25 protein-coding genes and 1 tRNA gene are annotated in these 24,698 nt (G+C 59.7%); 18 read left to right on the top strand and 8 right to left on the bottom strand.

Going from position 1 to position 24,698, the window contains the following annotated elements:
• The first annotated feature begins 328 nt into the window (after positions 1–328).
• Entirely contained in the window at positions 329–781 is a 453-nt protein-coding gene (locus WOC76_RS13775; protein ID WP_341106116.1) for a hypothetical protein, read from the top strand.
• Positions 782–987: 206 nt separating this feature from the next.
• Here WOC76_RS13775 and WOC76_RS13770 read toward each other — a convergent pair whose 3' ends face one another.
• On the bottom strand, positions 988–2,142 hold the full coding sequence (locus tag WOC76_RS13770; RefSeq protein WP_341106117.1) for an RICIN domain-containing protein: 1,155 nt from the start codon (positions 2,140–2,142) through the stop codon (positions 988–990).
• Positions 2,143–2,488: 346 nt separating this feature from the next.
• On the opposite strand from WOC76_RS13770, the gene WOC76_RS13765 reads away from it, so the two are divergent.
• Genes WOC76_RS13765 through WOC76_RS13750 form a run of 5 tightly spaced genes read left to right on the top strand, consistent with a single transcriptional unit; the run spans position 2,489 to position 4,691 of the window.
• Entirely contained in the window at positions 2,489–2,917 is a 429-nt protein-coding gene (locus WOC76_RS13765) for a PAS domain-containing protein (RefSeq protein WP_341106118.1), read from the top strand.
• Positions 2,918–2,926: 9 nt separating this feature from the next.
• The gene (locus WOC76_RS24345) at positions 2,927–3,157 is read left to right on the top strand and encodes a PAS domain-containing protein (RefSeq protein WP_445928467.1); all 231 of its coding nucleotides are present in this window, start codon (positions 2,927–2,929) and stop codon (positions 3,155–3,157) included.
• A gap of 19 nt (positions 3,158–3,176) precedes the next feature.
• Positions 3,177–3,854, top strand: a complete 678-nt coding sequence (locus WOC76_RS13760; protein ID WP_341106119.1) for a sensor histidine kinase — start codon at positions 3,177–3,179, stop codon at positions 3,852–3,854.
• 37 nt (positions 3,855–3,891) lie between these two features.
• Positions 3,892–4,209, top strand: a complete 318-nt coding sequence (locus tag WOC76_RS13755) for a response regulator (protein WP_341106120.1) — start codon at positions 3,892–3,894, stop codon at positions 4,207–4,209.
• A 53-nt stretch (positions 4,210–4,262) separates the two neighbouring features.
• Positions 4,263–4,691 carry a hypothetical protein gene (locus WOC76_RS13750; protein ID WP_341106123.1) on the top strand — a complete coding sequence of 143 codons (429 nt, stop codon included), beginning with the start codon at positions 4,263–4,265 and terminating at the stop codon, positions 4,689–4,691.
• Between the two features lie 104 nt (positions 4,692–4,795).
• Here the strand turns inward: WOC76_RS13750 and WOC76_RS13745 are convergent, their stop codons facing one another.
• On the bottom strand, positions 4,796–5,287 hold the full coding sequence (locus WOC76_RS13745; protein WP_341106124.1) for a hypothetical protein: 492 nt from the start codon (positions 5,285–5,287) through the stop codon (positions 4,796–4,798).
• A gap of 444 nt (positions 5,288–5,731) precedes the next feature.
• On the opposite strand from WOC76_RS13745, the gene WOC76_RS13740 reads away from it, so the two are divergent.
• Positions 5,732–5,926: a NepR family anti-sigma factor gene (locus WOC76_RS13740; protein ID WP_341106126.1), complete on the top strand. Its 195-nt coding sequence runs from the start codon at positions 5,732–5,734 to the stop codon at positions 5,924–5,926.
• 555 nt (positions 5,927–6,481) lie between these two features.
• On the opposite strand, the gene WOC76_RS13735 is transcribed toward WOC76_RS13740, so the two are convergent.
• Positions 6,482–6,973 (bottom strand): hypothetical protein, encoded by a 492-nt coding sequence (locus tag WOC76_RS13735; protein ID WP_341106128.1) that lies wholly within the window; start codon positions 6,971–6,973, stop codon positions 6,482–6,484.
• 174 nt (positions 6,974–7,147) lie between these two features.
• On the opposite strand from WOC76_RS13735, the gene tnpA reads away from it, so the two are divergent.
• The 4 genes from tnpA (at position 7,148) to WOC76_RS13715 (ending at position 9,845) form a co-directional block, all read left to right on the top strand.
• Positions 7,148–7,531, top strand: coding sequence for an IS66-like element accessory protein TnpA (gene tnpA, locus WOC76_RS13730; RefSeq protein WP_341101852.1), 384 nt, complete (start codon positions 7,148–7,150; stop codon positions 7,529–7,531).
• The gene (gene tnpB / locus WOC76_RS13725; RefSeq protein WP_341101850.1) at positions 7,528–7,875 is read left to right on the top strand and encodes an IS66 family insertion sequence element accessory protein TnpB; all 348 of its coding nucleotides are present in this window, start codon (positions 7,528–7,530) and stop codon (positions 7,873–7,875) included. The genes tnpA and tnpB overlap by 4 nt, the downstream gene beginning before the upstream one ends.
• An 84-nt stretch (positions 7,876–7,959) precedes the next feature.
• The gene (gene tnpC, locus WOC76_RS13720; protein ID WP_341101848.1) at positions 7,960–9,609 is read left to right on the top strand and encodes an IS66 family transposase; all 1,650 of its coding nucleotides are present in this window, start codon (positions 7,960–7,962) and stop codon (positions 9,607–9,609) included.
• A 2-nt stretch (positions 9,610–9,611) separates the two neighbouring features.
• Positions 9,612–9,845, top strand: coding sequence for a hypothetical protein (locus WOC76_RS13715; RefSeq protein WP_341101846.1), 234 nt, complete (start codon positions 9,612–9,614; stop codon positions 9,843–9,845).
• A 1,071-nt stretch (positions 9,846–10,916) separates the two neighbouring features.
• Here the strand turns inward: WOC76_RS13715 and WOC76_RS13710 are convergent.
• Positions 10,917–12,644, bottom strand: a complete 1,728-nt coding sequence (locus WOC76_RS13710; RefSeq protein ID WP_341388697.1) for a hypothetical protein — start codon at positions 12,642–12,644, stop codon at positions 10,917–10,919.
• 1,105 nt (positions 12,645–13,749) lie between these two features.
• On the opposite strand from WOC76_RS13710, the gene WOC76_RS13705 reads away from it, so the two are divergent.
• A complete protein-coding gene (locus tag WOC76_RS13705; protein WP_341106131.1) occupies positions 13,750–14,901 on the top strand; it encodes an autotransporter outer membrane beta-barrel domain-containing protein in 1,152 nt (383 codons plus the stop codon).
• 1,252 nt (positions 14,902–16,153) lie between these two features.
• Here WOC76_RS13705 and WOC76_RS13700 read toward each other — a convergent pair.
• Positions 16,154–16,229 (bottom strand) — tRNA-Glu (locus WOC76_RS13700).
• Positions 16,230–16,342: 113 nt separating this feature from the next.
• On the opposite strand from WOC76_RS13700, the gene WOC76_RS13695 reads away from it, so the two are divergent.
• Both WOC76_RS13695 and WOC76_RS13690 read left to right on the top strand, forming a co-directional pair.
• Positions 16,343–17,632 carry a glutamate-5-semialdehyde dehydrogenase gene (locus WOC76_RS13695; RefSeq protein ID WP_341106135.1) on the top strand — a complete coding sequence of 430 codons (1,290 nt, stop codon included), beginning with the start codon at positions 16,343–16,345 and terminating at the stop codon, positions 17,630–17,632.
• A gap of 25 nt (positions 17,633–17,657) precedes the next feature.
• Positions 17,658–18,260 carry a nicotinate-nucleotide adenylyltransferase gene (locus WOC76_RS13690; RefSeq protein WP_341106137.1) on the top strand — a complete coding sequence of 201 codons (603 nt, stop codon included), beginning with the start codon at positions 17,658–17,660 and terminating at the stop codon, positions 18,258–18,260.
• Here the strand turns inward: WOC76_RS13690 and WOC76_RS13685 are convergent, their stop codons facing one another.
• The 3 genes from WOC76_RS13685 to rimO all read right to left on the bottom strand — a co-directional run bounded on the left by WOC76_RS13685 (position 18,261) and on the right by rimO (position 20,413).
• A complete protein-coding gene (locus WOC76_RS13685) occupies positions 18,261–18,554 on the bottom strand; it encodes a hypothetical protein (protein ID WP_341106139.1) in 294 nt (97 codons plus the stop codon).
• Between the two features lie 93 nt (positions 18,555–18,647).
• Positions 18,648–18,965, bottom strand: a complete 318-nt coding sequence (locus WOC76_RS13680; RefSeq protein WP_341106140.1) for a hypothetical protein — start codon at positions 18,963–18,965, stop codon at positions 18,648–18,650.
• A gap of 101 nt (positions 18,966–19,066) precedes the next feature.
• Positions 19,067–20,413 carry a 30S ribosomal protein S12 methylthiotransferase RimO gene (gene rimO, locus WOC76_RS13675; RefSeq protein ID WP_341106142.1) on the bottom strand — a complete coding sequence of 449 codons (1,347 nt, stop codon included), beginning with the start codon at positions 20,411–20,413 and terminating at the stop codon, positions 19,067–19,069.
• Positions 20,414–20,889: 476 nt separating this feature from the next.
• Between rimO and WOC76_RS13670 the strand changes: the two genes are divergently transcribed.
• The 4 genes from WOC76_RS13670 to WOC76_RS13655 all read left to right on the top strand — a co-directional run bounded on the left by WOC76_RS13670 (position 20,890) and on the right by WOC76_RS13655 (position 24,695).
• Positions 20,890–21,873 carry a beta-ketoacyl-ACP synthase III gene (locus WOC76_RS13670; protein ID WP_341106143.1) on the top strand — a complete coding sequence of 328 codons (984 nt, stop codon included), beginning with the start codon at positions 20,890–20,892 and terminating at the stop codon, positions 21,871–21,873.
• Between the two features lie 232 nt (positions 21,874–22,105).
• On the top strand, positions 22,106–23,182 hold the full coding sequence (ftsY, locus tag WOC76_RS13665; protein ID WP_341431456.1) for a signal recognition particle-docking protein FtsY: 1,077 nt from the start codon (positions 22,106–22,108) through the stop codon (positions 23,180–23,182).
• A gap of 4 nt (positions 23,183–23,186) precedes the next feature.
• A complete protein-coding gene (locus tag WOC76_RS13660) occupies positions 23,187–23,813 on the top strand; it encodes a septation protein A (protein ID WP_341106144.1) in 627 nt (208 codons plus the stop codon).
• A 162-nt stretch (positions 23,814–23,975) separates the two neighbouring features.
• A complete protein-coding gene (locus WOC76_RS13655; protein ID WP_445928474.1) occupies positions 23,976–24,695 on the top strand; it encodes a L,D-transpeptidase in 720 nt (239 codons plus the stop codon).
• The last annotated feature ends 3 nt before the right edge of the window (positions 24,696–24,698 follow it).

The following is a 24,698-nucleotide window of genomic DNA, read 5'->3' as shown; positions in this document are numbered from 1 at the left end:
ATGTGTGCACTGTAACCGAACCTTAAGCAGACCGATGTCCGAAGTGCTTGGCAAATCGATACTTTACCTCGGATCACATTGGCAGGGACGCCCCACCCGACCCATTTTGAATTAAGGCGCAATTTCACACTGGATTCAGTAAAATCCAGAAAGGCACGTTGCGATGGGCGGCTATGGAAGCGGGCGATGGGGAGGACGGCCCATAGTAGAGCGTAGCCTCACGCTCAATCTTTCGCGCCTCTTTAAGTCAGGGTGGCTTAAGGCTCGCGCGTGCACCATGGGCACGTTGAGATGGTCAGCCGCTTGGATTGATGACGAGGTAGTCTCCGTGGATTTCGAAAGCTGCTTGGGCGAGGAAGCGGGGTATATGAATCTTCGCTGGGCATCCACGGATCGGCGGACCAATGAGAAGCGCGAATGCGAAAACCACATCACGCTGACGACCAGGCCGCAGCCCTTCGGCGGCCGACGATGGTGGTTCATCTGCCCTCGCACCGGGCGGCTCGCTTCTCGGCTGCATTTGCCGGATGGAGCCTATAACTTCGCTTGTCGCGTAGCGTACCAGTTGGGCTACCAATCGGAGCGCCGAACGCCCCGCGATCGTGCTTTATCCCGCGCCTTCTCACTACGCCAAAGGCTCGACAATAATGGTTTGATAGGCAGCTATATTGCCAAGCCAAAAGGCATGCATTGGCGCACTTTCGAACGCCTCGTTGCGAGAATTCACGAAGCGGAGGGCATTGTCCAAGGGCACGCCGCGCGTTCTCTGGCCCGCTTTTGACCCAAAGCGGCCATCGTCTGTAAGGCTACGGCCTCGGCTGAATGGCGCTCGACTTTCGTGCCTATCTTTTTGCACGTGGCAATCCTTTGAAAATGCGAGGGCGCGCGGCTTTCGCGAAAGCCTTGAGATTCGCAATAAAGACGCGAAATTGGTGTGCCGCTTTATAAATCCGCCCGCGCCCGAACACGCCAACGCCGCCCCGCGCATTATTGGGCAGCCTGCTGCTGCTCCCATTTTTGATTTTGTCCGCCCAGGCAATCCCAGAGCTGCACTTTCGTTCCGTTCTCCCCGATGGTTCCCAAATCGCCGTCAAGACACCTATTGCTTTGCACGTTGTGGAGGGCTGGTGAAATGGGTGCACCGTTGGATTGAAACTTCCATTTTTGATTTTGTCCGCCCAGGCAATCCCAAAGCTGCACTACTGTCCTGTTCTCCCCAATAGTGTTCAGGTCGGCATCAAGGCATCTATGGCTCTGAGCATTTACGATTGTCCCATCGGAATTTACCTGCCATTGTTGGTTTTGTCCGCCCAAGCAATCCCAAAGCTGCACTACTGTTCCGTTCTCTCCAATAGTGCCCAAGTCGGCGTCGAGGCAGCGTTTTCCTTGAAGAATTTTGATATAGAAATTGGAATCGGTCCATTGTTGGTTAGGTCCGTAAAAGTTTTCCCAGAGCTGAATTTTCGTTCCGTTACTCGCGATAGTGCCCAGATCAGCGTCGAGGACATTCGAGGTGAAGCCTTGCTCGTTCTGGAGGCCCGCTGGAGGGAAGCCCTCGCCTCGCTGAGATATGGTGAAAGTCCAATTCTGATTTTTTCCGCCCCAGCAATCCCATAGCTGTATAATCGTTCCGTTCTGACCAATTGTGTTCAGATCTGCGTCAAGGCATCGATTGCTCTGAGCGTTGACAATGGTCCCGTTCCGATTGGTGAGCCATTTTTGATTTTGTCCGCCCAAGCACTCCCAAAGCTGCACTTTTGTTCCGTTCCCACCAATAGTGCCGAGATCAGCGTCGAGGCAGCGATTGGCAGCAGCGGTTGAGCGGATCTCCCTCGGTGTTGGCGGGGGATATTTGCAGCACAGGACCTTAGTTCCGCTCCACCAACAAGGACTTTCCCCGGGAGGATGGGCCGATCGCCCTGATTCCTCCTCGCCAGAATTACACTCGCCGTCACACATAGGCCCGGTGCCTCGCCAGACGCAGTAGGAAGGCGAATTCGCCTCAACCGGGGTGATTGGTTGCATTGCAAGGACAAACATCATCCCGGCGAAAGGACGTCGCAATGGGTTTTCCAGCCACTGGTGTAACATCATCTCTCGAATATGAGAAAGCGATCCCTTGGCCAGCGTGGTTGGGCCCATTGTTCGCATCCTTCGAGTTGAAAAGTGTTACTGAAAGGAATCGGTTTCCCTCCCAGCCTCTGGGAGGACTGGCATACACAGGGGTGAACGCTGAGCGAGACACCGCGTTCCATTGCGGACGGGGGTTAAACGTGTGCTTGACCATGGCACCGCCAACACCTGCCGGAGTCTCATCCAGAGATTTTGCCGACAAAACCGGCATTTTCCAGGGAATCTGCATGCCCCGACCGTAGGCGCTATGATCACGCCGAGGCTTATGGAACAAGCGAGGCAGCCAATTTGTTCGTATTCGTTGGGACTTCTGACAACCCAGAGCGGGGGCGTTGGCTTCGGGTAGGCGGCTGTCATGCAAAGTGCGTTGCTTGAAGGCTCACTCACCCATGCGATTGTTGAAACTATCGCTGAACCACTATTGGTCCTCGATGGTGGACTCCGAGTTGTCGGAGCGAATGCTGCGTTCTACCGTCATTTCAACGTAGAGCCTGCCGAAACTCTCGATCATACGGTCTTCTCGCTTGGCAATGGACAGTGGAATATTGCTTCGCTACGACGCCTGTTAGAGGACGTTTTGAGCGATAACAATAAGATTTGCCAGTTCCGGGTGGAACACGTATTTGGCAAGCGGGTCATGCTACTCAATGCGAACCGAATGCGCCCCGAGGCGGAGGAGAACACGATCCTCCTCGCTTTCAACGATATCACTGAGAGCGAGCGTCTACGCTTTGAGCTGGAAGGCCAGAGAGACTTCGCCAATAAGCTTATCGACAGTATTTGAGAAGCTATCTTGGTTTTGGGTTGGGACTTGCGTGTCCATTATGCGAATCAAAGTTTTTACGATCAGTTCGCTGTTACTCCCAAGGAAACCGAGGGCGTCTTTGTCTGGGAGCTGGGGAATGGTCAATGGAGCATCCCTGAACTCCGTAGGCTCTTAGAGCAGATCCTGCCCCAAAAAAACTCTTTCGATGACTACGAAATTGAACATAGTTTGAATTGGCCGCCGATCTATGTTGCTTAATGCTCGCCGACTAGATCATATGAATCTCATTCTCCTTGCCATTCGCGATGTTACCGAGCAGCGTCAACAAGAGTTCCGTCAGATAGCCTTGATGGGGGAGCTACAACATCGAGTGAAGAACATCCTTGGTAAAGTGCGTTCGATGGCGAGGCAGACGCGAAAGCGCCACCCTAGTGTGGATGAGTTCTTTGAGGCGTTTGATGCTCGACTCGAGGCTCTCGCGAGAGCTCAAGACTTGTTGCTGAGTGCGCCGTCCGGTGACGTCGAGCTTCGCGATATTGTGGTCGGAGAGCTGGAAGCGGGCGGCGCGGAGCTAGGAGTAAGCTTCACGGTGCACGGGCCCGAGGTCCATCTTTCCTCCCGCGAGGCGCAGACGATGGGTATGACCATTCATGAATTGACAACGAATGCCGCCAAATACGGCGCTCTCAAAGTCGAAAAGGGAATGATCGAAATCAGTTGGAGCGTGGATCGAAAGGAAAGCAAGCGCCTGAGATTCGGTTGGCGGGAACGTGGTGTAAATATTGAAAACCTCGCTCCTGCCAGAGGTTTTGGAACGGAGGTCATCGAGAGGAGCTTGGCTTACATGCTGGGCGGGACTGCGCGGCTTACGTTTGCGCCGGACGGTCTAGATTATCAACTTGAGTTTCCCTTACCTCTCGCAAACACGGGGAAGCACGATGGGTCAGCTACTTAGAGGCCACCGCGTATTGGTCGTCGAGGACAACTTTGTCATGGCGCTCGATCTCAGCCAGATGGTTGAGGAGCTCGGCGGGGCGGTAGTGGGCCCGGCTGGGCGTCTCGATGAAGGCACGGCTCTCGCACAATCTAACAAGCTTAACGCTGCAATTCTGGACGTAAATCTGGACGGTGCGAACACGTTCATTTTGGCTGATGGGTTATTGGCGGGCGATGTCCCCGTGATTTTTGCGACCGGATATGATATGAAGACGCTACCTGATCGCTTTACGGAAACTCCGAAGCTTTCGAAGCCGTTTAGCATTCGTTCCGTCGAAAAAGCCATTCGCGAAGCCTTTTCGGGCCGTTTGTAACCCCAGTTCGTAACTCGAAGAAAGGCAAGCGTGATTTCGACTAAGGACAATGCGTGGGCGTGGCGGTTTTGAAGAGAATGGTCTGCCTCCGTCTTGCGCGCCACGCAATCGTTCCGCCCATCGCGGCGCAAGTCTTAGGCCTGTGCTGGACGTTTTGCAGCCGCAGGGATAAGCGCCTATCTGTTGAATCCGGCACGATGCGGGATCATTTAAAAACATCCGTCAGCAAAAAAGACTTGGGGCCCCAACCCCTCCTGATCGAATGGCTCAGCCCCGATTTTGAACAATGTCTTTTGCCCCATGGCGTGCGAAGCGCGACCCCTGTGAGTCAGCTTGGTTTTGTTTTGCGACTCTCCTATGAGAAAGTCGCGCGAGAGGCGCTGCCTCGCAATTTCGCTCTTGTCTTGCTGCGGCTGGCGCTCGCAGAACTGATTAAAGACACGTCTTGTGACAAAGATGTTTTCAGAATCCGGATTGTGTGAAGTTGGTAACAGAGCGTTTCTTTATGCGCGGCCGGACCGAGAATACACTCGCCGGGCCGCTATATCGCTATATTGGTGTAGGCAGCATGAGCCTTATGCCATTTCTACCGTGATTGGTTCGCTTGGCTTCCCGCAATTTCCTCTGGCGGCTGCCAAACTGTGTTCGCGTTCACTCGCGCGCTTGCGTTACTGCTGTTCCGCGCGTTTGAATTGGCCCGGCTATCGGCGACGGCCTTCTCAGCAATTTGCCACTCTTCGTCGCTCCAACTCTCAGACTCTGTTTGCGCCGATTTCAAACCCTTCGAAGGCACCACCGCCTTGATGCCGCTCGTTATCTTTTCGCCCAGTGACTCTTCCGACCCTCGCGCTGATCCATACGCGTTCTGCGGAATCTGTTTTAGCTGCGCCAAGAAATTCTCATTCGAGAGCGTCGCCTCAATTGGCGCTTGTTGCGCAATTGCAAAGCCCTCTTCGGGGAGGCTTGCCACACGACGAGAAGTTGCTGTGTTTGCTGTGTAGCCTAAGACCGCCAGAGCCGCCAGTATCGCGGAAACGCTCACGATATGCCGGTTAATTTGCGCCGATAGCTTCATCATAGCTCGCTCCTTGAGAGGGTAGGTTACGAGAGGGCTTTAAGGCCCCAACCGTGATACGCCCTAACGTGTATGAACTTACGTTGTTTCCGACGTTGCCAGTGACCATGTTAGGATGCGGCTTTCGCTCGTTTCTTTTGCTCAACGCGCGCGGAACTTATTCGTGGCGCGAAGGGTTCGCTGCCTTCCGACTTCGCCCTTTTGTTAATGTGACTCGCCCTCGCGGAGGTTGTTAAAAAACACGCCAAATGACAAAGGCGATTCGTAGAACGGATGTTTGATAGCGTCGCAGCCTTTAGGCTCGGTGTCTTGATCAGCGTGAAGAAATCGAGTATGCGTGTCCCTGTTCCGTTATGCGTCGGGCGCTCGTGCTTCTCACAGGCACGCAGTCAAAAATTGAAAAGCCCCGCTGGATCACTCTCCAAATAACTTGTGTTGAAAGGGACCATGACGACAATCGCTTCCGAAGACGCGGCCCTCATTGAACGTGAAATTGGCAACGAGCTTAAATCTTACTACGGAAAAGTTGTGCGTGAGCCGTTGCCCGATCGAATTCAAGTGCTGCTAAAAGAATTGGCGGCGAGAGAAGGGCGTCGCGGCGTAGATGATCGAGATGGGTCTTCGGCGGTTCGCACAGGCTGAACCAACCGAAATAGACGGCCCGCCCGGAGGCGGCCTACAGGCGAGCGGTCGCTTTGCCCCTAAAAATTCTCTCTTAAAAACACAACCACGGTAGCCCGCGCCTGCCACAGCACAATGCGTATTTTTCACCATTGCGTGAGCGTTATTGACCGTTAGGCTCAGCCTCTTCTGCACAAGCAGACGAGTCGAACTGGCGGCGCGAACCTTTGGCTACGGGCTGCCAGTTCGATGAGCGCCGACTCGGCGGATGGAGTGAAAAACTGAGCGTGGGCCAGCGCCGCATTTGGTGCAACTCCAAGCGGTTCACGAGTGGTGCTGACACTGGCAGATGAATATGCCCGACGTTGCAGGGATCATCCGACGCTCAATTCCTTACCAAAGCGTTAACTGCGGCAACATGGACGGCGGGGACGTAGAGCGACAGAAGCGGAGCTACCCTCTTCGATCAAGTGTTTTCGCGGTGCGACGCTCTCGCATGCCTTTCTTGTAACGAAACACTGCGGCCGATTTTTTCTCGGCCGCAGCATCGTCGTCGTTAGGCGCTGTTGCTACGCTCTATTCAACTATCCCCCTTGCACGGCCACCGGGAACCTTGCAGGAACAACCGGTCCCAAGCCATCCGGGCTCGTTAAGCAAGCAAGTCTTCTCGGAGGTCGCACAATAATAGCCCTCGCTCGCGACTGGCGCGGAATAGCTTGCGCCTGAATAGCCGTAGGTCCCGGAGCCATAATTGCCGCACGCCGATGGATAGGCGGAGCCATAATAGCCGTAGCTATATGGGTAGCTTGCCGCCGCGCCGAGAGCCACGCCGCCGTAGCCCCAGCGACCATAGCCCCATCCTCTACGCATACCGGCATAGCCCCAACGGCCATAGCCCCATGTCGGACGCCACCCAGCATGACGGTAACCCCAGCCGGAGCCCCAGTGGCGGTGCCCCCACCCGCCGCCATAGCGGCCCCATGCGGAAGCAGGAGTCGCAATTGACAGCGTGGCGATTGTCATCGTGGTGGCGAGCGCCGCAGTAATTATCTTGCGTGAGTTCGTCATCGGCGGAACTCCCTCGGCCCGGTTTAGGCCCTTGTTGGACAAAGCCCCAACGCCGCCCCTGCAACGTATCGCTCCGGCGAGGGCCGCCTGGCGTTGAATGCCGGTTCCTGGATAGCTGTCTGACGATGGCGCGGTGATCGTGTCCATTTCAAATACAAGCGGACACTATCAGCGATGTCGACAGACCATCATGACGAGGATTCCGTATCACCAGAGCGCCGCCGCCGCCGATCTTGGACCCTGGAGGAGAAGCGCGGCATTGTCGGCGAATGCCTCGAGGGCGGCGCCTCGATCGCCGAGGTCGCGCGACGCCACGACCTCAACGCCAACCAGCTCTTCTCTTGGCGTCGGCAGTTTGGCGTTGAGGCGGCGGCGCCGAAGGAGCTCGCGCCGATCCTGCCCGTAACAATCTCGCGGGATGCGACGGCGGACTATTCCGATCGAGGGTCGAACGGCCAGATGGAGATTGTTCTCGCCGGGGGCGATCGGATCCTCGTGTGGGCGGACGTGGAGCCGGCGGCGCTGTCACGGGTGCTGGAGGCATTGTCGCGGCGATGATTCCGGTTCCGAGCGGCGTGAGGGTCTGGATTGCGACCGGCCATACCGACATGCGCCGCGGCATGCAGGGGCTGGCGCTGCAGGTGCAGGAGCAATTGAAGCGCGACCCGCACGCGGGCGATCTCTACATCTTCCGTGGCCGCCGTGGCGATCTCGCCAAAATTCTCTGGCATGACGGCGTCGGTCTGTCGCTTTACGCCAAGCGTCTGGATCGCGGGAAGTTCATCTGGCCGTCGGCGACGGCAGGGGCGGTTTCGATCTCGGCGGGGCAGATGGCCTATATGCTGGAAGGGATCGATTGGAGAAACCCGCAACTGACCTGGCGGCCGGAACGCGCCGGATAGAGCGCTCCCGACCGAGTAAAAAAAGCGTGGTCGCGTGCATTTTAGGGCGCTTCAAATCACGCGATTTATGATTCACTCCCTCTCATGGATGCCGCTGACGCCGAGCTTGCCCGCGAGAACGCCGCCCTGAAAGCGGCGCTGGCCGTCGCTCAGACAAAGGCCCTGGAAGTTGCGGCGGAATTGGCGGTCGCCCGCGCGAAAGCGTCGGAAGACATGGCGCTGATCGCGCAACAGAAGCTTAGGATCGCGAAACTGGAGCGCCAGATCTTCGGGCAGCGGTCTGAGCGGTCCGTGAGATTGATCGATCAACTGGCGCTCACCTTCGAGGAGTTGGAAGCTGCGGCGACGGAAGACGAGCTTGCGGCCGAAAAGGCTGTCGTCAGGACGACTGTCGCAGGATTTACGCGCAAGCGTCCGGAGCGCACTACATTCCCCGACCACCTTCCTCGCGAGCGCGTCGTGATTGAGGCGCCGACGGCATGCGAATGCTGCGGGAGCGCGCGTCTGCGCAAGCTCGGCGAGGATGTGACGCGCACATTGGAAACGACGCCCCGTCAGTGGAAGGTGATCGAGACGGTGCGGGAGAAGTTCACCTGCCGGGATTGCGAGAAGATCAGTCAGGCGCCGGCCCCATTCCACGTGATTGCGCGAGGATGGGCGGGGGCGAGCCTGCTGGCGATGATCGTGTTCGAGAAGTTTGGCCAACACCAGCCTTTGAACCGCCAGGCCGAGCGCTATGCCCTGGAAGGCGTGCCGATCGCGCTGTCGACGATGGCCGACGCGGTGGGCTCGGTCTGCACGGCCCTCGATCCTCTGCTCCGCCGTGTGGAAGCTCATGTCATGGCGGCCGAACGCCTGCATGGCGACGACACGACCGTGCCGGTTTTGGCCAAAGGCAAGACTGATACCGGGCGGTGCTGGATTTATGCTCGAGACGACAAACCGTTCGGCGGCGCCGGGCCGCCGGCGGCGATGTTCTACTATTCGCGCGATCGCCGGGGCGAACATCCACAGGCGCATCTGGCGGGATATTCCGGCATCCTGCAAGCCGACGCCTATGACGGCTACAACAGGCTCTATCTGGCGGATCGCAAGCCGGGTCCGGTCAAGGAGGCGGCGTGCTGGGTTCACGCACGGCGCCCGTTCTTCGCCATGGCGGATCTGGATGAGAACGCGCGCCGCAAAGCGGCGGGTAAAAAGGAAATCCCTTTGTCGCCGATCGCGATCGAGGTGGTGCGCCGCATCGACGTCCTTTTCGAGATCGAGCGGTCCATTAACGGTAAGAGCGCCGAAGAACGCCTGGCGGTTCGCCACACGCTGAGCCGACCGCTGGTCGATGATCTGCAGGACTATTTGCGCACGCAGGCAGCGAGGCTCTCGCGCGGGCATGATCTGGTCAAGGCGATCAATTACATGCTCAAACGTTGGGCGGCGTTCACGCTGTTCCTTGAAGATGGACGCGTGTGCATGTCCAACAATGCCGCGGAACGAGGGCTAAGGGGCATCGCGCTCGGAAGAAAATCATGGCTGTTCTGCGGGTCGGACCGCGGAGGGCAGCGGGCCGCGGCCATGTATAGTCTCGTTGTCACCGCACGGATGAATGGCGTCGATCCGCAGGCTTGGCTCGCCGACGTCCTCTCGCGCATCGCCCTCCATCCCGCACACCGCCTCGATGAACTGCTGCCCTGGAATTGGGTGGCAAAAGGTCCGGCAGCCTTCGCTCGTGTCGCCTGATAATGCACGTCAACAAGGTCTCTCACATCACGACGATCAGCCAGGTCGCCAAAGAACTTGGTGAGAACGAGGATTGGCTGTTCGACGTCGCTGCCGAGATGGAGCCCGAAGATGGTCTCATATGGGTCCACGGGATCACGTACGACGGCGTGATGGCGTTCACCGACTTCGGAATCGATAACCTGATCGAGCTGATCAAAATGTATAAGGCCGATCCGACACTCCTCAAGCGTTAAAACGCCCCGACGCCGACACCTGCGGCCTATGCCGGATGGCTACCCTGCAACGCGAGCCCCGCTTGGCTTGTTCCAGCCCATCGAGGGCGCGCAAGCAGGCAGCCGCCTGCCCTCGATGGGCGTCTTTGGCTTTCTGGCAATAGCTTACATGGTGGAAACTTTTATAGTGGCGGAGCCACTGTTGAACGGCAAACCGCGCCCCTTCCTCAACGTTACGTCGTGGGTAAGCAAGCGCCAGATCGTGGCCGCTAGGGACGCGCCAACGCCGGGGCGCGTTGGGCTTTGGATAGGTGGCGGGGCGACCGCATCCCGCGCCGCTGAGCCCCCCAGACCATCGCCCCGGCGACATCATACCTCTTGAGGAGACAGGCGCATGGGAACGTTGTTCTGGGGCTGTGGGGGCGATCACGTGGCACGGGGGGGGTGGTTGGACGGGGTGGGCACCCGCAAGGTTTTCCCTTCTTTTTGTGGGGAATGTTCGAAGCGAGGCACGCTATTCTAAAACTTCAGTCATAGCCTGTTTGATCTATCCCACCGCACAGCAGACACGTGACGCACCGACAGTGCCGGAGCGTCCGCCTCAAAGCTTCTTTACTCTCCGCTCTCTAACTATTGGCCCATATGAACTGAAGCGTTGTGAAAACTTTCGAACCGACAACGTGTAAAGCCATAACTCCACCTGCGAGATACAATAAGCCGGTCATTAGTCTAGCAAACCAGTTTGTCCAAGACAGCGGCAAATATTCCAGTGGAGATTTTTCAAGTTCTTGGTGCCAGTGCTCAAGGCTGAATTGCTTAACCCTCTTCGGACAGAAAATTGCATAATCAATGAGGCTAAAAATAACGCGATAACCGAGATAAAGGCCTCAGCGGACATTGGTGGAACTTCGACTGGGCTGTCTTTATACCGGCATTCGCCGGATTGGCCGATGTTTCGAGGTAAGACCTGTGTATTGATGATGAAGGGCCACCCAGCAAAGGACTGGCCAATTCCGACCGGCGCATCTGCGCGGCTGAGAGGGCCGCGCAGGTCTCGTCACAAACTAATCGTTTCGAATCGTGCTTCAACAATCAGCGCCCGAATACGACGTTTTTGATAGTTACGCTGGCACCGCGTTGAGGACAATCGCCGACATTATTATCGTTGCGAACAAACGTGGTGGCGAGCCACGTGCCATCCCGCCTCTGCCAAGAACGGATCGTATGGAAGTCACCCCAGGCTCCTGTGAAATCAGGCCCTGGCCCATCGTTGCATCCAATTCCTTTGCCTGATAGGAAGAAGTTTACCGCCGGAGGAGCCACGCGGTTACGCTCGAGGATGGCTATCATGGCACTTGGAAAGTAATGTTTATTGTGTTTGCCGCCACCGAAAAAATCCACCAAGCCGATATTACCGTAACGATCAGCAGCAATCGCAGCCTGTACGTGGGCAACCGTGAGGCCATAAAAGTCACGGCTACCAACCACCGCCAAGTCGGACTCCCGAATTTGCGTTATCCTCGTATAGGGGAAGGGCCGTTTGTTGCCATACTGCTGCGCATCCCAGCTAAACCACAGGGAGCCGCCGCCCTTGGTGGCGAACAATCTCGGGCTATCACTGCACCAGTTTGCGACCACGCCGTCCTCACTGGCGCATTGCGGTCCCCCGCTCTCGTAGTAGATGAATGGCGGCACTGCGCGGTCGATAGTTTTAACGACCTTCGACGACTCGGGCCAAACTAGAAGCCGAAAGATACTGCCCTGACCTCCATGGGGGTCGTTTGCCCCCGCGTAGGCAATATCGCTGATGCCCTGGGGGACTCTTAGCTCGCCATTTTGCCCCTCACCGACATCTGTCCGAAGCACGAAGTCAAAATGGGCCGGCTTACAAGCGGCTAATTCCAGCAATGGGAATCGCAGTAAGGCAAGCGCCTTAAGACCATAGTCCTCACCTTGGAATTGGATAATGCGGGTGGTTAGATAGAGGTAGTGTGTCCCGACGACCAAGTCGTTAAAATCTAAGCTTTCGTCGCTCGGCCGCCCCAAATCCGAGGGCCTGAGTATGTATGGACACCAGTTAATAAAATCCCCTGGCGAGGAATTAGCCAGGACAAGATGATCCTCGATGCTCGGATCTTTAGCATCAAGAGATTTTGATGCATTGAGCGGCAAAATGCTGGGTAGATACTGCAACACCCAGTGCTGGCGGTTGCTGCTAGGGTCGTAAATCGTTGCTTGATCACAGCAGAAGCCTTGTTCGCCAAAGATCGTAAAAGGATCCAGGCCTTGCCATGTCGCGCCGTTATCTTTGGAGAACTCTGCATGGTAGTTAGCGGTGGAAAAAATATTTTTTCCCGATTGATCCGTACTGGGCTCGGATGTCGCTCCTGTCTGCCCCGTCGTCACCGGGATAGTCGTATTGCGGAAGATGGTCAGTTGCCTCGAGTCGCCCTTATGGGGACCAGGGTCATCTCCTGGATTGGGAAGCGGGGGCCCTAAAATCGCAGATACATCCGGATTGGTTACCTTGTTCCCGCTTGCAGGGCCCAGCTTATTCTTCCAGCGCTTCCAGACGCCATTTTGATCATGCCCGCGACTTGACGCTTTATCCCCCTCCGGGGCCGGCGTCGACGCTGTGGGTTGTGCGATCACGATAGATTGCTGCTGCAGCACGCCGCTTTGTGCAACCTGCGGTCCCGGCGTCGCAGATATTTCGGTTGCAAAGGCGTTCGTGACTGGTGACAAGCAACCGAACAAAAACGCAAATACTAGGCCGATTTCGTTGGCAAGGGCGCTCCCTGAGGATTCAGCCTTACTCATTTTACCGCTCCATTGGTTCGAATAAAACTGACTTCCAGACCGTACTGCGCTGTGATGCAATCATGCCTTAACAATTGCTCGCTCGCTACGGAGCCCATTGAGCCTTTTTGTCCCGGCGTTCTGACAAAAACAAGTACATTTGGAAGAGACCGCAAACTCGGCCGTGGTAGCTGTGAAGCCACCTTGTCTGCGCCTCGATCGCCCGCCGCTGGGGGGTGCAGCTTTTGGCTTTTAGTCTAGTGCGAGCTTTGCGAAGTTCCGTCAGGCAAAAGTCCACTTCAGACCGGCGACAAAAAAACACCTGGGTGTGGGCTGATGGCAACACTGTCCCGAAAAAGAGAATTAGCCTTCCTAATTGAGTAGCGACTCAAAGCTCGCGATGAAATACTTCAGATTGCTCGGATCGAAAGAATCTTCGAGGCACAAAATGAACCTTCCCGGTTTTCGCCGTAGTGGTCTTCATCGCGTTTTGGCTGCGATAATCACTGGGTCGATAGCAGGTTCGGCGAGCGCCCAGACATTGCCCTTTTGGCCCTTGCCTCGTGGTCAGATTGTTACTGGGCCGATCGTCCGAGGTCAGACCTTTACTTCGGGCAACCCCCCACCAAACTGTCCGAAAAATTCAACGACGCCTTGCCGAGGCACGACCTATCCGTCAATCTCCAACGGTCACGATGCGAATCAGTACATTCTACCCGCCATCGATTATAATGAAACGACGTTACCGTTCATCGATTCGACATCGGCACCGGCGGCCGTTGTGTGGACGTACGTACCAACCCAATGGGTGCGTTTTTACACTACCAGCGCGCTAGGGCCGTGGGTTGCCCCATCGAATCAGGTTCGCGGTCTAACCCCATGGGAAGTTAGAGAGGTTCTGGCTCTCCCTCAGGTGCCTACTATGGAGGAAATTGTCGTAGCTCCCGCTCAAACGTGCATTTTGGCCGGGCAAGCCGGGCCAATAACTAACGCTCAAAACGTCAGTCCTCCGTCTGCCCCTGGCTATTGGGGTCGCGGCGGCGCGGTTCAGGATTACTTGATAGGGGTGAGCCCGACTGGATGCGGGCCGGGCTCCTCGCCGAGTTACCTTCCGCCGACGGCGTATATGAATCAGCAATTTATCGGGGACTATGCTCTAGCTTATGTGCCGCGTGCCGGATACGGCAATCCGCTCGCCGTCGCTTTCGCACTAGACCATGCAAGTTTTCCTGCCCAGTTCACGGATGGGGACAGCGTTTACAACTTGCTTGATTTATTAAATTATGGCGATCCCAGAAAGCTGCGCTACGCTCTCACTCAACTGGACGGAGAAATATACGCCAATGCCCCATCGATTGTGATCGGGGCTGGACGAATGTTTCTCGAGGTCCTTAGAGACCAAACTCAATTGACGCGTCTTCCTTCGACGCCACGCTCACAAAACGGTGTGCGGCCTTGGATAAGCGGATTTGGGGGAGCTGCGTATCTTAATGGAAATCAAAACGTCAGCGGTATAAGATTCTCCGGCGGGGGTGCCGCAGTCGGAATCGATTATGCTTACAACCCAAACTTCCAAATTGGTGTAAGCGCGGCTTATTCGCGAAACTCTTTCTCGATGAATGGGATTTCCGCCTCGGGCAACCTCGATAGTTATTCGTTTGGGTCTTATGCAGGATATGCCTTAGGAAGTTTCTATCTCGATGCGGCGCTTGGATATTCATACAACCCAGCTGGCGTGGGCCGCAGCATCGCCCTACCTTATTTTGCGCGCGCGGCAACCGCGAGCTTCCATAATGACGCGCTGCTTTCGAGAGCAGAATTTGGCTATGATTTTTTCTGGACTGCCCAATTAAAAACCACGCCTTTTGCCGCGTTCCAGAGCGTGGTGGTTTTTCCGATCAATTTTTCAGAGCAGGGAGCCGGAGCCATAAGTATGGATGTTAAGGAGCGCACTGTTACGACAGCGATGAGTACTTTAGGAACAGAGCTGTCCTACGACATGCCGATAGGTCTGAATGCACCTGTGACGTTGTCTGGACGAGCAGGTTGGTCCCATGATTTCGCTGATGTTAACCGGTTCGCCCTCGTAAACTTTCAGGGCATTTCAAGGTCGAATTTTTGGGTTGAGGGAGCCCGTTGGCCACGCAATGCCGCCTCAATCGGCGCGAAGATATCCCTCCCGCTTGCTCAGGCGAAGTTGTTCATTCGATATGACGGGATGTTTGCGAATAATGCGAATATCTCTAGCGCCACAGGAGGAATTTCCATCAACTTTTAGTTATAGGACCGTGCCTAAGGAGGCGATTCGCTCTCCCATGGGTCGAAAACCGGATTTGCTTTCCAACCCGATTTTGCTCCCACACGAACCGGCGCGCGTTCCCGGCCGCGCGGTGTCGATATCAGGCCGCGCGGAAGAAGAAGGCCGGTAAGGCCCCCTGATCCTGAGACGCCCCGCGTCATGCGTTGCGGGGGAGCGACTTGCGCATCGCCACTGCGGTCTCATCGATAATGGTCGCGACCGTCTTCCTCGCTCTTGGCTTCTTTGTCTTGACCTTCACAGGATCGATAAACTCTACTTCGACACTCCTGCCTTCGACCATTTGCTGTTCCGTTTTGGGGGAGCCTTCTTGAGCGCCTGAAACTCGGCGTGAAGCTTATGGCTCGCCAGATTGTTCAGCTTGGCGTAAAGCTTTAGCAGTGGACCGCCATACTTCCGGCACCCAATGACCTCGCCCAAGCGCCTGAGTCGCCCGCGATAGCGGGGGAATTCACAGTCGTTGCTCATTGCCGACTCCATTTCCGGCAGTAGGCTTTGCAGCAACGCTTCGGCTCGCTCTTCGGGAGTTATGTCGAGGTCCAGTATCTGGCGTAAGCCGATTAGGGAGAAGACATGGAAGGCAATGGAGAGGACGGAGGCAATTGGGTCTGCGTCCCGACCCCAACGAGACGCCCAGTAGATGGATAGACGTGATTATGTTGGTTTTTGAGAGGATTATTTAGTGAATTGCTCTTTGGGTGAGTAGTGGCGTAGGAGGTTGCGAATCCCAAGGCGACGCTCGCTTGCGCAAAGGCACCAGTGCAAGTTGCGGCTAAAATAGCCAGCACACAGGTTACTGTCTTCATATTAGCCTATTAGGCTCCCCATGTTAGTGATTAGCTCAGGCTTGTTTTCGCAATGATGCTCTTTTTTAGCTTTGTTTTCAATGATTTTTGAGGGCTGTCGTAGCAGTGGGGAGCCTTGGCGGCAGAGACAGTGAAACCCCGATAAGGAGCGAACCTTGGCAGCCCACGCGCAAAGCCGCCACCACGCCCCCATATGGCGGCACGGCTGATCGAGGGGCCAAGCGCCTCCCCATGACCGACATGCGTTGAGGGACGCGGGCAGGGCGGTGCGAAGCCTTTTAAACGGATCAGTTCAGAGCAGGGGGCGGGCGCACTAACGCCCATCGCATTACACAGTCGTCCACGGCTGTATATTACACAAAATTACACACGCGGCGGAGCGCGCTTCACTAAGGCATTGATTTTTTTGGCGCTCCCTAGGGGACTCGAACCCCTGTTTTCGCCGTGAGAGGGCGACGTCCTAGACCGCTAGACGAAGGGAGCGGGCGCGGGGGTTCTATAGACTGGCCGGGGCCGGTCTGCAAGGGCCTGACGGCGCTTTCGCGTTCGGCGCTCGCGTGATAGCGGAAGGACCGGCTTTTTTCGGATCGAAAACCATGACGCTTATCGCAGATACGCCGCAAAAAGCGGCCCTCGAGGCTTCGCTTGTCGCTCTCGGGCGCGCCGCGCGCAAGGCGGCGCGGGCCGTCGCGCTGGCGCCCGCCGAGGCGCGCAACGAGGCGCTGCGCGTCGCGGCGGCCGAGATTCGTCGGCAGGGTGAGACGATTCTCGCGGCCAATGCGCTCGATGTCGCGGACGCCAAGGCGCGCGGGACGGTGGGCTCGTTCATCGATCGGCTCACGCTCGACCCTGGCCGGGTCGAGGCCATTGCGCGTGGCGTCGAGGAGATTGCGGCGCTGCCCGATCCGGTCGGACGGGTGCTCGCGCGATTCGAGCGGCCCAACGGGCTCATCATCGAACGCGTCGCGACGCCGCTCGGCGTGATCGGCGTCATCTACGAAAGCCGTCCCAATGTCACGGCCGACGCCGGGGCGCTCTGTCTGAAGGCGGGCAACGCGGCCATCCTGCGCGGCGGCTCGGAAAGCCTGCGCTCGTCGCGCGCGATTCATGCCTGCCTTGTGGCCGGGCTGAAGGCCGCGGGCCTGCCGGAGGCGGCGATTTCCCTGATCGACACGAGCGACCGCGCCGCGGTCGGCGCCATGCTCGCGGGGCTCGACGGCGCCATCGACGTCATCGTGCCGCGCGGCGGCAAGAGCCTGGTGGCGCGCGTGCAGCACGAGGCGCGCGTGCCGGTCTTCGCGCATCTCGAGGGGATCGTCCATGTCTTCGTGCACAAGGACGCCGACCTCGACATGGCCAAGCGCGTGCTGCTCAACGCCAAGATGCGGCGCACGGGCATCTGCGGCGCTGCCGAGACGCTGTTGGTCGACAAGGCCTGCGCAGCGACCCATCTGGCGCCGCTCGTCGCCATGCTGATCGATTCGGGCTGCGAGGTGCGCGGCGACGCTGCGACCCAGGCCATCGACTCCCGCGTTACGCCGGCCGTCGAAGACGACTGGCGCGCGGAATATCTCGACGCCGTCATCGCGGCGAAGGTCGTCGACGGGCTGGAGGCCGCGATCGAGCATATCGAGACCTATGGCTCGCACCATACCGATTGCATCATCACGACGGACGAGGCGGTTGCGCGGCGCTTCATGCACGAGGTCGACTCGGCCATCGTGCTGCATAACGCCTCGACGCAGTTCGCCGATGGCGGCGAGTTCGGCTTCGGCGCCGAGATCGGCATTGCGACAGGGCGCATGCATGCGCGCGGACCTGTGGGCGTGGAGCAGCTCACTTCGTTCAAATATCGGGTGTACGGCGCCGGGCAGGTGAGGGCGTGAATCAGCGGCCGGGCGCGCCGCGTCGATGACGGCGCCTGTCCGCCTGCCGCCTCATGCGCCGGGAATGCGGATCGGGCTTTTCGGGGGCTCCTTCGATCCGCCGCACGAGGGTCATGCGCTGGTCGCGCGCCTTGCGCTCACGAGGCTCGGGCTCGATCGGCTGTGGTGGCTGGTCACGCCCGGCAATCCGCTGAAAGATACGCGCGCGCTTCCGGCGCTCGAGGCGCGCATCGCAGCGGCGCGCAAATTGGCGCGAGACCCGCGCATCGCGGTGACGGGTCTCGAAGCGCATATCGGCGCCCGCTACACAGCCCAGACCCTACGATTCCTGCGCCGTCGCTGCCCCGGCGTCCATTTCGTCTGGATCATGGGCGCGGACAATCTCCTGCAGTTTCATCGCTGGCGCGATTGGGAAGAGATCATGCGCACCACGCCCGTCGCCATCGTCGATCGCCCAGGCGCGACTGCGAAGGCGGCAAGCGCAAAGGCTGTGCAGCGATTTCCGCACGCGAGGATCGACGAGCGCGTGGCGGGCTCATTGCCGACAGCGACGCCGCCGGCCTATGTCTATCTGCACGGCCCGCGCAGCGCGACGTCCTCGACGGCGCTGCGGCGGAGCGCGCCCTGATCACTTCTTGTCGAAGAGCGGGATGATCCACCGCTTGTAGGCCCAGAAGCTTGCGGGGATGCCGACGAAGATTGCGACCCACATCAAGGCGGAGTTGTCGACGCCGTTCTCATAGAAAGTGCCGCCCTCGTGAACCGACTGCGTGTAGGGGTTCCGCACGAAAAGGGTCAGCAGAAACGAGCCGACGACAATCGCGCCGATGATGTAGATGAAGCTTTTCGGGATCAGCATGACCGGCTGGCCCGGCTTCTCATTTCGCGGGGTCTGTTGACGATCTTTGCGATCTTCGTTCATGGGGCGCGCTCCTCTGTAAGGCTTCCGGCCCCTAATATGGAACAGACCGGAAGCCCGCGCCATAGAGCGCCGCCGGGGATGTGCCGAGACCTTTTAGCGCCGGGTCTTGGCTCGGCGTTCGAGCATCGGCAGGAACCAGTGCTTGTAGGCGAGGAAGCTTGCCGGGACGCCAATGAAGATCACGACCCAGAGGACCATGTTGGTCTCCATGCCGCGCTCGTAATAGAGACTGCCCTCGGTCGACGCCTGCGTATAGGGGTTGCGCGCGAAGAAGGTCACCAACAGCGACGCTATGACGACCGCAACGGTCCCGTAGACCATGTTCTTGGGCACGGGGAACACGAATTCAGGCTGTTCGCCGCGCCGGCGCGGCGGTGTGGATTGGTTCTGGCGGGTTTCTCTTTCCGACATGGCGCTTCCTCGCTTTCTCGATCAATTTTACGAGTGCGAGGCTTGTGGGGAAGCGGCGCTCTCCGCCAAATCTGGGCGGATCTCCGCCACACGCGCGGGCGTCAGCCAGAGGCTGCGCCGTAAACGTCATAGGCGTCGGCGCGCTCGACTTTGATGGTCACGATGTCGCCTGCGCGCAGCGGGCGGCGGGACGAGACGAAAGCAGAGCCGTCGATTTCGGGCGCGTCAGCCTTGGTGCGGCCCTTGGCGAGTACGCCGGACGCGCCGCCGCCCGGCTCGTCGATGATGACCTGGAGCCTCTTTCCGACCTTTCGCTTCATCAGCCTTGCGCTCACCGCCTGCTGCTTCTCCATGAAGCGTTTCCAGCGCGCCTCCTTCACGTCGTCGGGAACGGGCGCGAGGCCGAGGTCGTTCGCCGGCGCGCCGGCGACGGGCTCATATTTGAAGGCCCCGGCGCGGTCGATCTCCGCCTCGTCGAGCCAGTCGAGCAGGATCTCGAAATCTTCCTCGGTCTCGCCGGGGAAGCCGACGATGAAGGTCGAGCGCAGTGTGAGGTCGGGGCAGGCGGCGCGCCAGCTTTTGATGCGCGCCAGCGTCTTTTCCTCGTTCGCCGGGCGCTTCATCGCCTTCAGCACATTCGGGGCCGCGTGCTGGAAGGGGATGTCGAGATAGGGAAGAATCTTGCCCTCGGCCATGAGGCCGATGACCTCGTCCACATGCGGATAGGGATAGACGTAATGCAGGCGGACCCAGACGTCGAGCTCGGAGAGTTCTCGCGAAAGGTCGAGAAAGCGCGCGCGCACTGCGCGGTCGCCGAACATGCTTTCGGCGTAGCGCAGGTCGCGGCCATAGGCGCTCGTGTCCTGCGAGATGACCAGCAGCTCCTTCACGCCGGCGCGCGCAAGCTTTTCGGCTTCACGCAGCACGTCGGCGGCGGGGCGCGAGACGAGCGGCCCGCGTAGATGCGGGATGATGCAGAAGGAGCAGCTGTTGTCGCAGCCCTCGGAGATTTTCAGATAGGCGTAATGGCGCGGGGTGAGCTTCACCCCCTGTTCGGGCACGAGATCGACGAAGGGATCATGCGCCGGGGCGGCGGCGCGGTGCACGGCCTCGACCACGCTCTCATATTGCTGCGGGCCGGTGATGGCGAGCACGTCGGGGAAGCGGGCGCTGATCTGATCGGGCTCGGCGCCCATGCAGCCCGTGACGATCACCTTGCCGTTTTCGGCGAGCGCCGAGCCGATGGCGTCGAGCGACTCGGCCTTGGCGCTGTCGAGAAACCCGCAGGTGTTGACGACGACGACATCGGCGCCGGCGTGGTGGCGCGCGAGTTCATAACCCTCCGCGCGCAATCTTGTGACGATGCGCTCGCTGTCGACGAGGGCCTTGGGACAACCGAGCGAAACGAAGGAAACGCGCGGGGCGGTGCGCTTCTGGTCTTCCTGCATCGCGCCCGATTGCCATGGCGCGACGCGGAAGGCAATCGAAAGGAGAGAAAAATCAGGCCGTCAGGGCGCCGACGAGGGCATAGAGCGCGACAGCGGCAAAGATCAAGGCATGAATCATGAACAGAAACTCCTTCTGCCGCGGGGAGCTCGCGGCGACGCGAAGACGAGGGTTGTCGAGAACGGGGCGCGGCCTGCCCGCCTGCCGCCCGGCCCTTTGTTAATATTTGCACGCTCTTAAAGAAAGGTTGCGACGGGCCGGATCGGGTGCGCAAAAAGCAGGCGCGGATTCTCCGGGAGCCACCAGCGCGGCAGCATGAAATACAAGGATATCAGCGGGTTGTGCTGCGCTGCAAAAAGCCTTTGCGCTTCGAGCCCGCGCCGATATGAATAGCCGCGCCGGAGCCCGCCGGGCGCCTGCACGCGCCGACGCTCGTTAACGCCGCGCCGGCGGCCGCTTTTTTCAGAAAGACCAAGCCTTGCCGAATTCCATCGTTCTCGGAACCGGATCCTATGCGCCGGAGCGTGTTCTCACCAACGCCGATCTCGAGAAAATCGTCGCCACCAACAGCGAGTGGATCGTCAGCCGGACCGGCATAAGGGAGCGGCATGTCGCCGGCGACCACGAGGCCACCTCGGACCTCGCCGCCGCCGCGGCGCGGCAGGCGCTCGAAAACGCGGGCGTCTCGGCTGCCGAAGTCGATATGATCGTGGTCGGCACCGTGACGGGCGACACGCCGACGCCCTCCTGCGCCGCCTTCGTGCAAGACCTCATCGGCGCCCGGAACGCCTTCTGTTTCGACGTGGCCGCCGCCTGCGCCGGCTCGATCTATGGGCTCACCATCGCGGACCAGTTCATCCGCTCGGGCATGGTCCGGCGCGCGCTGGTCATCGGCGCCGAGACGCTGAGCCGTTTCGTCGACTGGGGCAACCGGGAGACCTGCGTGCTGTTCGGCGACGCGGCCGGGGCGATGCTGCTCGGCGCGACCGAGGAAGAGGGGCACGGGCTGCTGGCCGCCACCCTGCGCACCGACGGCTCGATGACGGGCATCCTCGGCATTTTCGGGGGCGGCAGCCGCCAGCCGGTTTCGCAGGAGATGCTGGCGGACAATGGCAACAAGATCAGGATGCGGGGCAGGGAGGTTTACAGGGTCGCGACGCGGCTTCTGCCCGAGGTGGTCGCCGAGACGCTGGCCAAGGCGGGGCTGTCTGCGGCCGACGTCGATCACGTCATCTGCCATCAGGCGAACCAGCGCATCATCGAGTCGGCGCTGGATACGCTCGGCGTGCCGCGCGAAAAGTGCTGGATCAACATCGACCGCTTCGGCAACACGTCCAGCGCCTCCATGCCCATCTCGCTGGACGAGGCCCATCGCGGCGGAAAGCTGAAGAGAGGCGACGTGATCGCCATGATGGCGATCGGCGCGGGCATGAGCTGGGGAGGCGCGGTCCTGCGCTGGTGAGGCGAGAGATGGAAAGGGCGAGCTTCGGCCGCCGGCCCGCCCTTGTGGAACCGATACGGCAATAACGCCGCCGCAACGCGATCCCGCATCAGGTAACTAGGCCCTCGCGCCCTCGGGGAAAGCGTCCCGCGGCGTTTTAGCGCGGTCAGGAGTGCGAAAGGCCGCTCTCCCCGCCCGATGCGCTAGCCCTTTATGCGCGACTGGTGTAGGCAGTTCGCCGCATGAGGGACGCATGAGCACGGACGCAAACGGACCTAAGAAGCGCGGCATGTTTTCGCGCCTGTTCGGCAGAGGCGCGGAGCCACAGGCGGAGGAGCCGGCGACGCCGGAGGCCGCCGCCGAGGCGGAAGCTCCAAAAAAATCCTGGTGGCAGCGCCTCACGGGCGGCCTCGCCCGCACCTCGCAGGCGATCACTCAGGGCGTCGCCGATATTTTCACCAAGCGCAAGCTCGACGCGCTGACGCTCGAGGAGCTCGAGGACGTGCTGCTGCGCGCCGATCTCGGGGTCGGCGCCTCGTCTCGCATCACCAAGGCCGTCGGCAAGGCCCGCTACGAGAGGGACATCGCCCCCGAGGAGGTCCGCGCCATCCTCGCCCGCGAGGTCGAGTCGGTGCTGACGCCCGTGGCCACGCCCTTTGAGATCGACGAGACCAAAAAGCCGTTCATCATCCTGGTCGTTGGCGTCAATGGCTCGGGCAAGACGACGACCATCGCCAAGCTTGCTTCCAAATGGACGGGCGAGCGCAAGAAGGTGGTGCTGGCGGCGGGCGACACATTTCGCGCCGCGGCGGTCGATCAGCTCAAGATCTGGGGCGCGCGGCTCGACGCCGAAGTGGTGGCGGGCAAGGAGGGCGCGGACGCCGCGGGCCTCGCCTTCGACGCGATCAATCGCGCGCGCGAGACTGAAGCCGATATTCTGCTCATGGACACGGCCGGCCGTCTGCAAAATCGCGCCGAGCTGATGGCGGAGCTCGAAAAAATCGTCCGGGTGATGAAAAAGGCGGAGCCCGAGGCCCCCCACGCGGTCCTGCTTGTGCTGGACGCCACGGTCGGTCAGAATGCCTTGCAGCAGGTCGAGATTTTTGGCCGCACCGCCGGCGTGACCGGCCTCGTCATGACGAAGCTCGACGGCACCGCGCGCGGCGGCATTCTGGTCGCGATTGCCGACGCTTACGGCCTGCCAATCCACTTCATCGGCGTCGGAGAGGGCGCCGACGATCTGGAGCCCTTCACCGCCCGTGACTTCGCCCGCGCGATCGCCGGCCTCGACGAAGATGAAGAAGCGCCGGAGCCGGCGCCGGAAAGCTAAGGTTATGACACAGGAAACGACAACGCCGGTCAAGGCGGCGCCGCCGGCGGGACAGAAGAAGAAACTCAATCCGGGACTGAAAATCGCGCTCGAACTCGGGCCGCTGATCGTCTTCTTCGTCGTCAACAGCAAATTCGGCATTTTCTACGCCACCGGCGTGCTGATGGCCGGCGTTCTGCTGACGCTCGCCGTTTCCTGGGCGGTCACCAAACATCTGCCGGCGATGCCGGTCGTCACCGCGATCCTCGTGCTCGTCTTCGGCGGCCTCACGGTCTTTCTGCAAAACGAGGACTTCATCAAGCTGAAGGTGACGATCCTCTACTCCATGTTCGGCGCGGCGCTCATCGGCGCGCTCTACTTCGGCAAGCTTCTGCTGCCCATCGTCTTCGACATGGCGATCCATATCGACGACGAAGGATGGCGCAAGCTCACCTGGCGGTGGGGCCTGTTCTTCTTTTTCCTCGCCGGCCTGAACGAAGTCGTCCGCCACGTCGTCTCGACCGACGCCTGGGTGAACTTCAAGGTCTTCGGCATTCTGCCGCTGACCGTCCTTTTCGCCGTCGCGCAGGCGCCGCTGATCATGCGCCACGAAATCCCGGCGGAACAAGAGGACTCTGAATCGCACTTCTGAACCGGCGAAGGTCGCAAGGGGCCGTTCACCATCAGGCTATACTTGCGCCTAACCATGTAATTCGTTGCGCATTTACGGCATAGCTCGAGCATAGCAGACTGGCCGCCATCGTTATTCGCGTCTGCGCCCTGCAAGCGCGGCGCGCTTGCAGTGGTTTTTCTCATGTCTGTGCGCCGTGCAATCTTTCGCTCCGCCGTTCCGGCGACGGTTTTCGTGCTCTTGCTCGGCGCCGCCCAGGGCGGGGCAGCCCGCGCCAATCCCGCCCTTTCCGCCGCGCCGCCCTATCCGGAACAGCAAAGCGCGCTGGGCGGCGGTCTGATCGAGGCGCTTGTCGTGGGCGCCGACCCGCGACCGGTGCGCTACGCCGCGCCGCCCCCCGGCGCGCGTCTCGCGGCTTACGCGCCGGAACCGCCCATGCAGCAGCCGCAACGGGCGCTCGATCCGAGCTACGCCCGCGCGGAAGTCTCCTACGACGGCGCCGAGGCGCCGGGCACGATCGTCGTCGATACGCCGCGCAAGTTCCTTTACTTCGTGCATGGCCACGGGCGCGCGATCCGCTACGGCATCGGCGTCGGCCGGCCGGGCTTCGAGTGGTCCGGCGTGAAGGCGGTGAGCCGCAAGGCGGAATGGCCGGACTGGACGCCGCCTGCCGAAATGCTCGCGCGCCGCCCCGATCTGCCGCGTCACATGGAAGGCGGCCCCGCCAATCCGCTCGGCGCTCGCGCGCTGTATCTCGGCTCCTCGCTCTATCGCATCCACGGCACCAACGAGCCCGGCACGATCGGGCAGAATGTCTCCTCTGGCTGCATTCGCATGATGAACGAAGACGTGATCGATCTTTACGCGCGCGTTCCGGTCGGAACGAGGGTGATCGTGCGCTAGACC

The organism is Methylocystis sp. IM3 (genome assembly GCF_038070105.1).
In the GTDB taxonomy this organism is placed as follows: domain Bacteria; phylum Pseudomonadota; class Alphaproteobacteria; order Rhizobiales; family Beijerinckiaceae; genus Methylocystis.
Note: the sequence above shows the minus strand (reverse complement) of the source record. Positions and strands in the feature narration are given on the sequence as shown.

What these genes read in the sequence shown, in the direction of transcription:
- WOC76_RS13770 (WP_341106117.1), bottom strand. Translation starts at nt 2,142, where the DNA reads ATGGGCCCAACCACGCTGGCCAAGGGATCGCTTTCTCATATTCGAGAG.
- WOC76_RS13765 (WP_341106118.1), top strand. Translation starts at nt 2,489, where the DNA reads ATGCAAAGTGCGTTGCTTGAAGGCTCACTCACCCATGCGATTGTTGAA.
- WOC76_RS13760 (WP_341106119.1), top strand. Translation starts at nt 3,177, where the DNA reads ATGAATCTCATTCTCCTTGCCATTCGCGATGTTACCGAGCAGCGTCAA.
- WOC76_RS13755 (WP_341106120.1), top strand. Translation starts at nt 3,892, where the DNA reads ATGGCGCTCGATCTCAGCCAGATGGTTGAGGAGCTCGGCGGGGCGGTA.
- WOC76_RS13745 (WP_341106124.1), bottom strand. Translation starts at nt 5,287, where the DNA reads ATGATGAAGCTATCGGCGCAAATTAACCGGCATATCGTGAGCGTTTCC.
- WOC76_RS13740 (WP_341106126.1), top strand. Translation starts at nt 5,732, where the DNA reads ATGACGACAATCGCTTCCGAAGACGCGGCCCTCATTGAACGTGAAATT.
- WOC76_RS13735 (WP_341106128.1), bottom strand. Translation starts at nt 6,973, where the DNA reads ATGACGAACTCACGCAAGATAATTACTGCGGCGCTCGCCACCACGATG.
- tnpA (WP_341101852.1), top strand. Translation starts at nt 7,148, where the DNA reads ATGTCGACAGACCATCATGACGAGGATTCCGTATCACCAGAGCGCCGC.
- tnpB (WP_341101850.1), top strand. Translation starts at nt 7,528, where the DNA reads ATGATTCCGGTTCCGAGCGGCGTGAGGGTCTGGATTGCGACCGGCCAT.
- tnpC (WP_341101848.1), top strand. Translation starts at nt 7,960, where the DNA reads ATGGATGCCGCTGACGCCGAGCTTGCCCGCGAGAACGCCGCCCTGAAA.
- WOC76_RS13715 (WP_341101846.1), top strand. Translation starts at nt 9,612, where the DNA reads ATGCACGTCAACAAGGTCTCTCACATCACGACGATCAGCCAGGTCGCC.
- WOC76_RS13710 (WP_341388697.1), bottom strand. Translation starts at nt 12,644, where the DNA reads ATGAGTAAGGCTGAATCCTCAGGGAGCGCCCTTGCCAACGAAATCGGC.
- WOC76_RS13705 (WP_341106131.1), top strand. Translation starts at nt 13,750, where the DNA reads ATGAATCAGCAATTTATCGGGGACTATGCTCTAGCTTATGTGCCGCGT.
- WOC76_RS13695 (WP_341106135.1), top strand. Translation starts at nt 16,343, where the DNA reads ATGACGCTTATCGCAGATACGCCGCAAAAAGCGGCCCTCGAGGCTTCG.
- WOC76_RS13690 (WP_341106137.1), top strand. Translation starts at nt 17,658, where the DNA reads ATGACGGCGCCTGTCCGCCTGCCGCCTCATGCGCCGGGAATGCGGATC.
- WOC76_RS13685 (WP_341106139.1), bottom strand. Translation starts at nt 18,554, where the DNA reads ATGAACGAAGATCGCAAAGATCGTCAACAGACCCCGCGAAATGAGAAG.
- WOC76_RS13680 (WP_341106140.1), bottom strand. Translation starts at nt 18,965, where the DNA reads ATGTCGGAAAGAGAAACCCGCCAGAACCAATCCACACCGCCGCGCCGG.
- rimO (WP_341106142.1), bottom strand. Translation starts at nt 20,413, where the DNA reads ATGCAGGAAGACCAGAAGCGCACCGCCCCGCGCGTTTCCTTCGTTTCG.
- ftsY (WP_341431456.1), top strand. Translation starts at nt 22,106, where the DNA reads ATGAGCACGGACGCAAACGGACCTAAGAAGCGCGGCATGTTTTCGCGC.
- WOC76_RS13660 (WP_341106144.1), top strand. Translation starts at nt 23,187, where the DNA reads ATGACACAGGAAACGACAACGCCGGTCAAGGCGGCGCCGCCGGCGGGA.
- WOC76_RS13655 (WP_445928474.1), top strand. Translation starts at nt 23,976, where the DNA reads ATGTCTGTGCGCCGTGCAATCTTTCGCTCCGCCGTTCCGGCGACGGTT.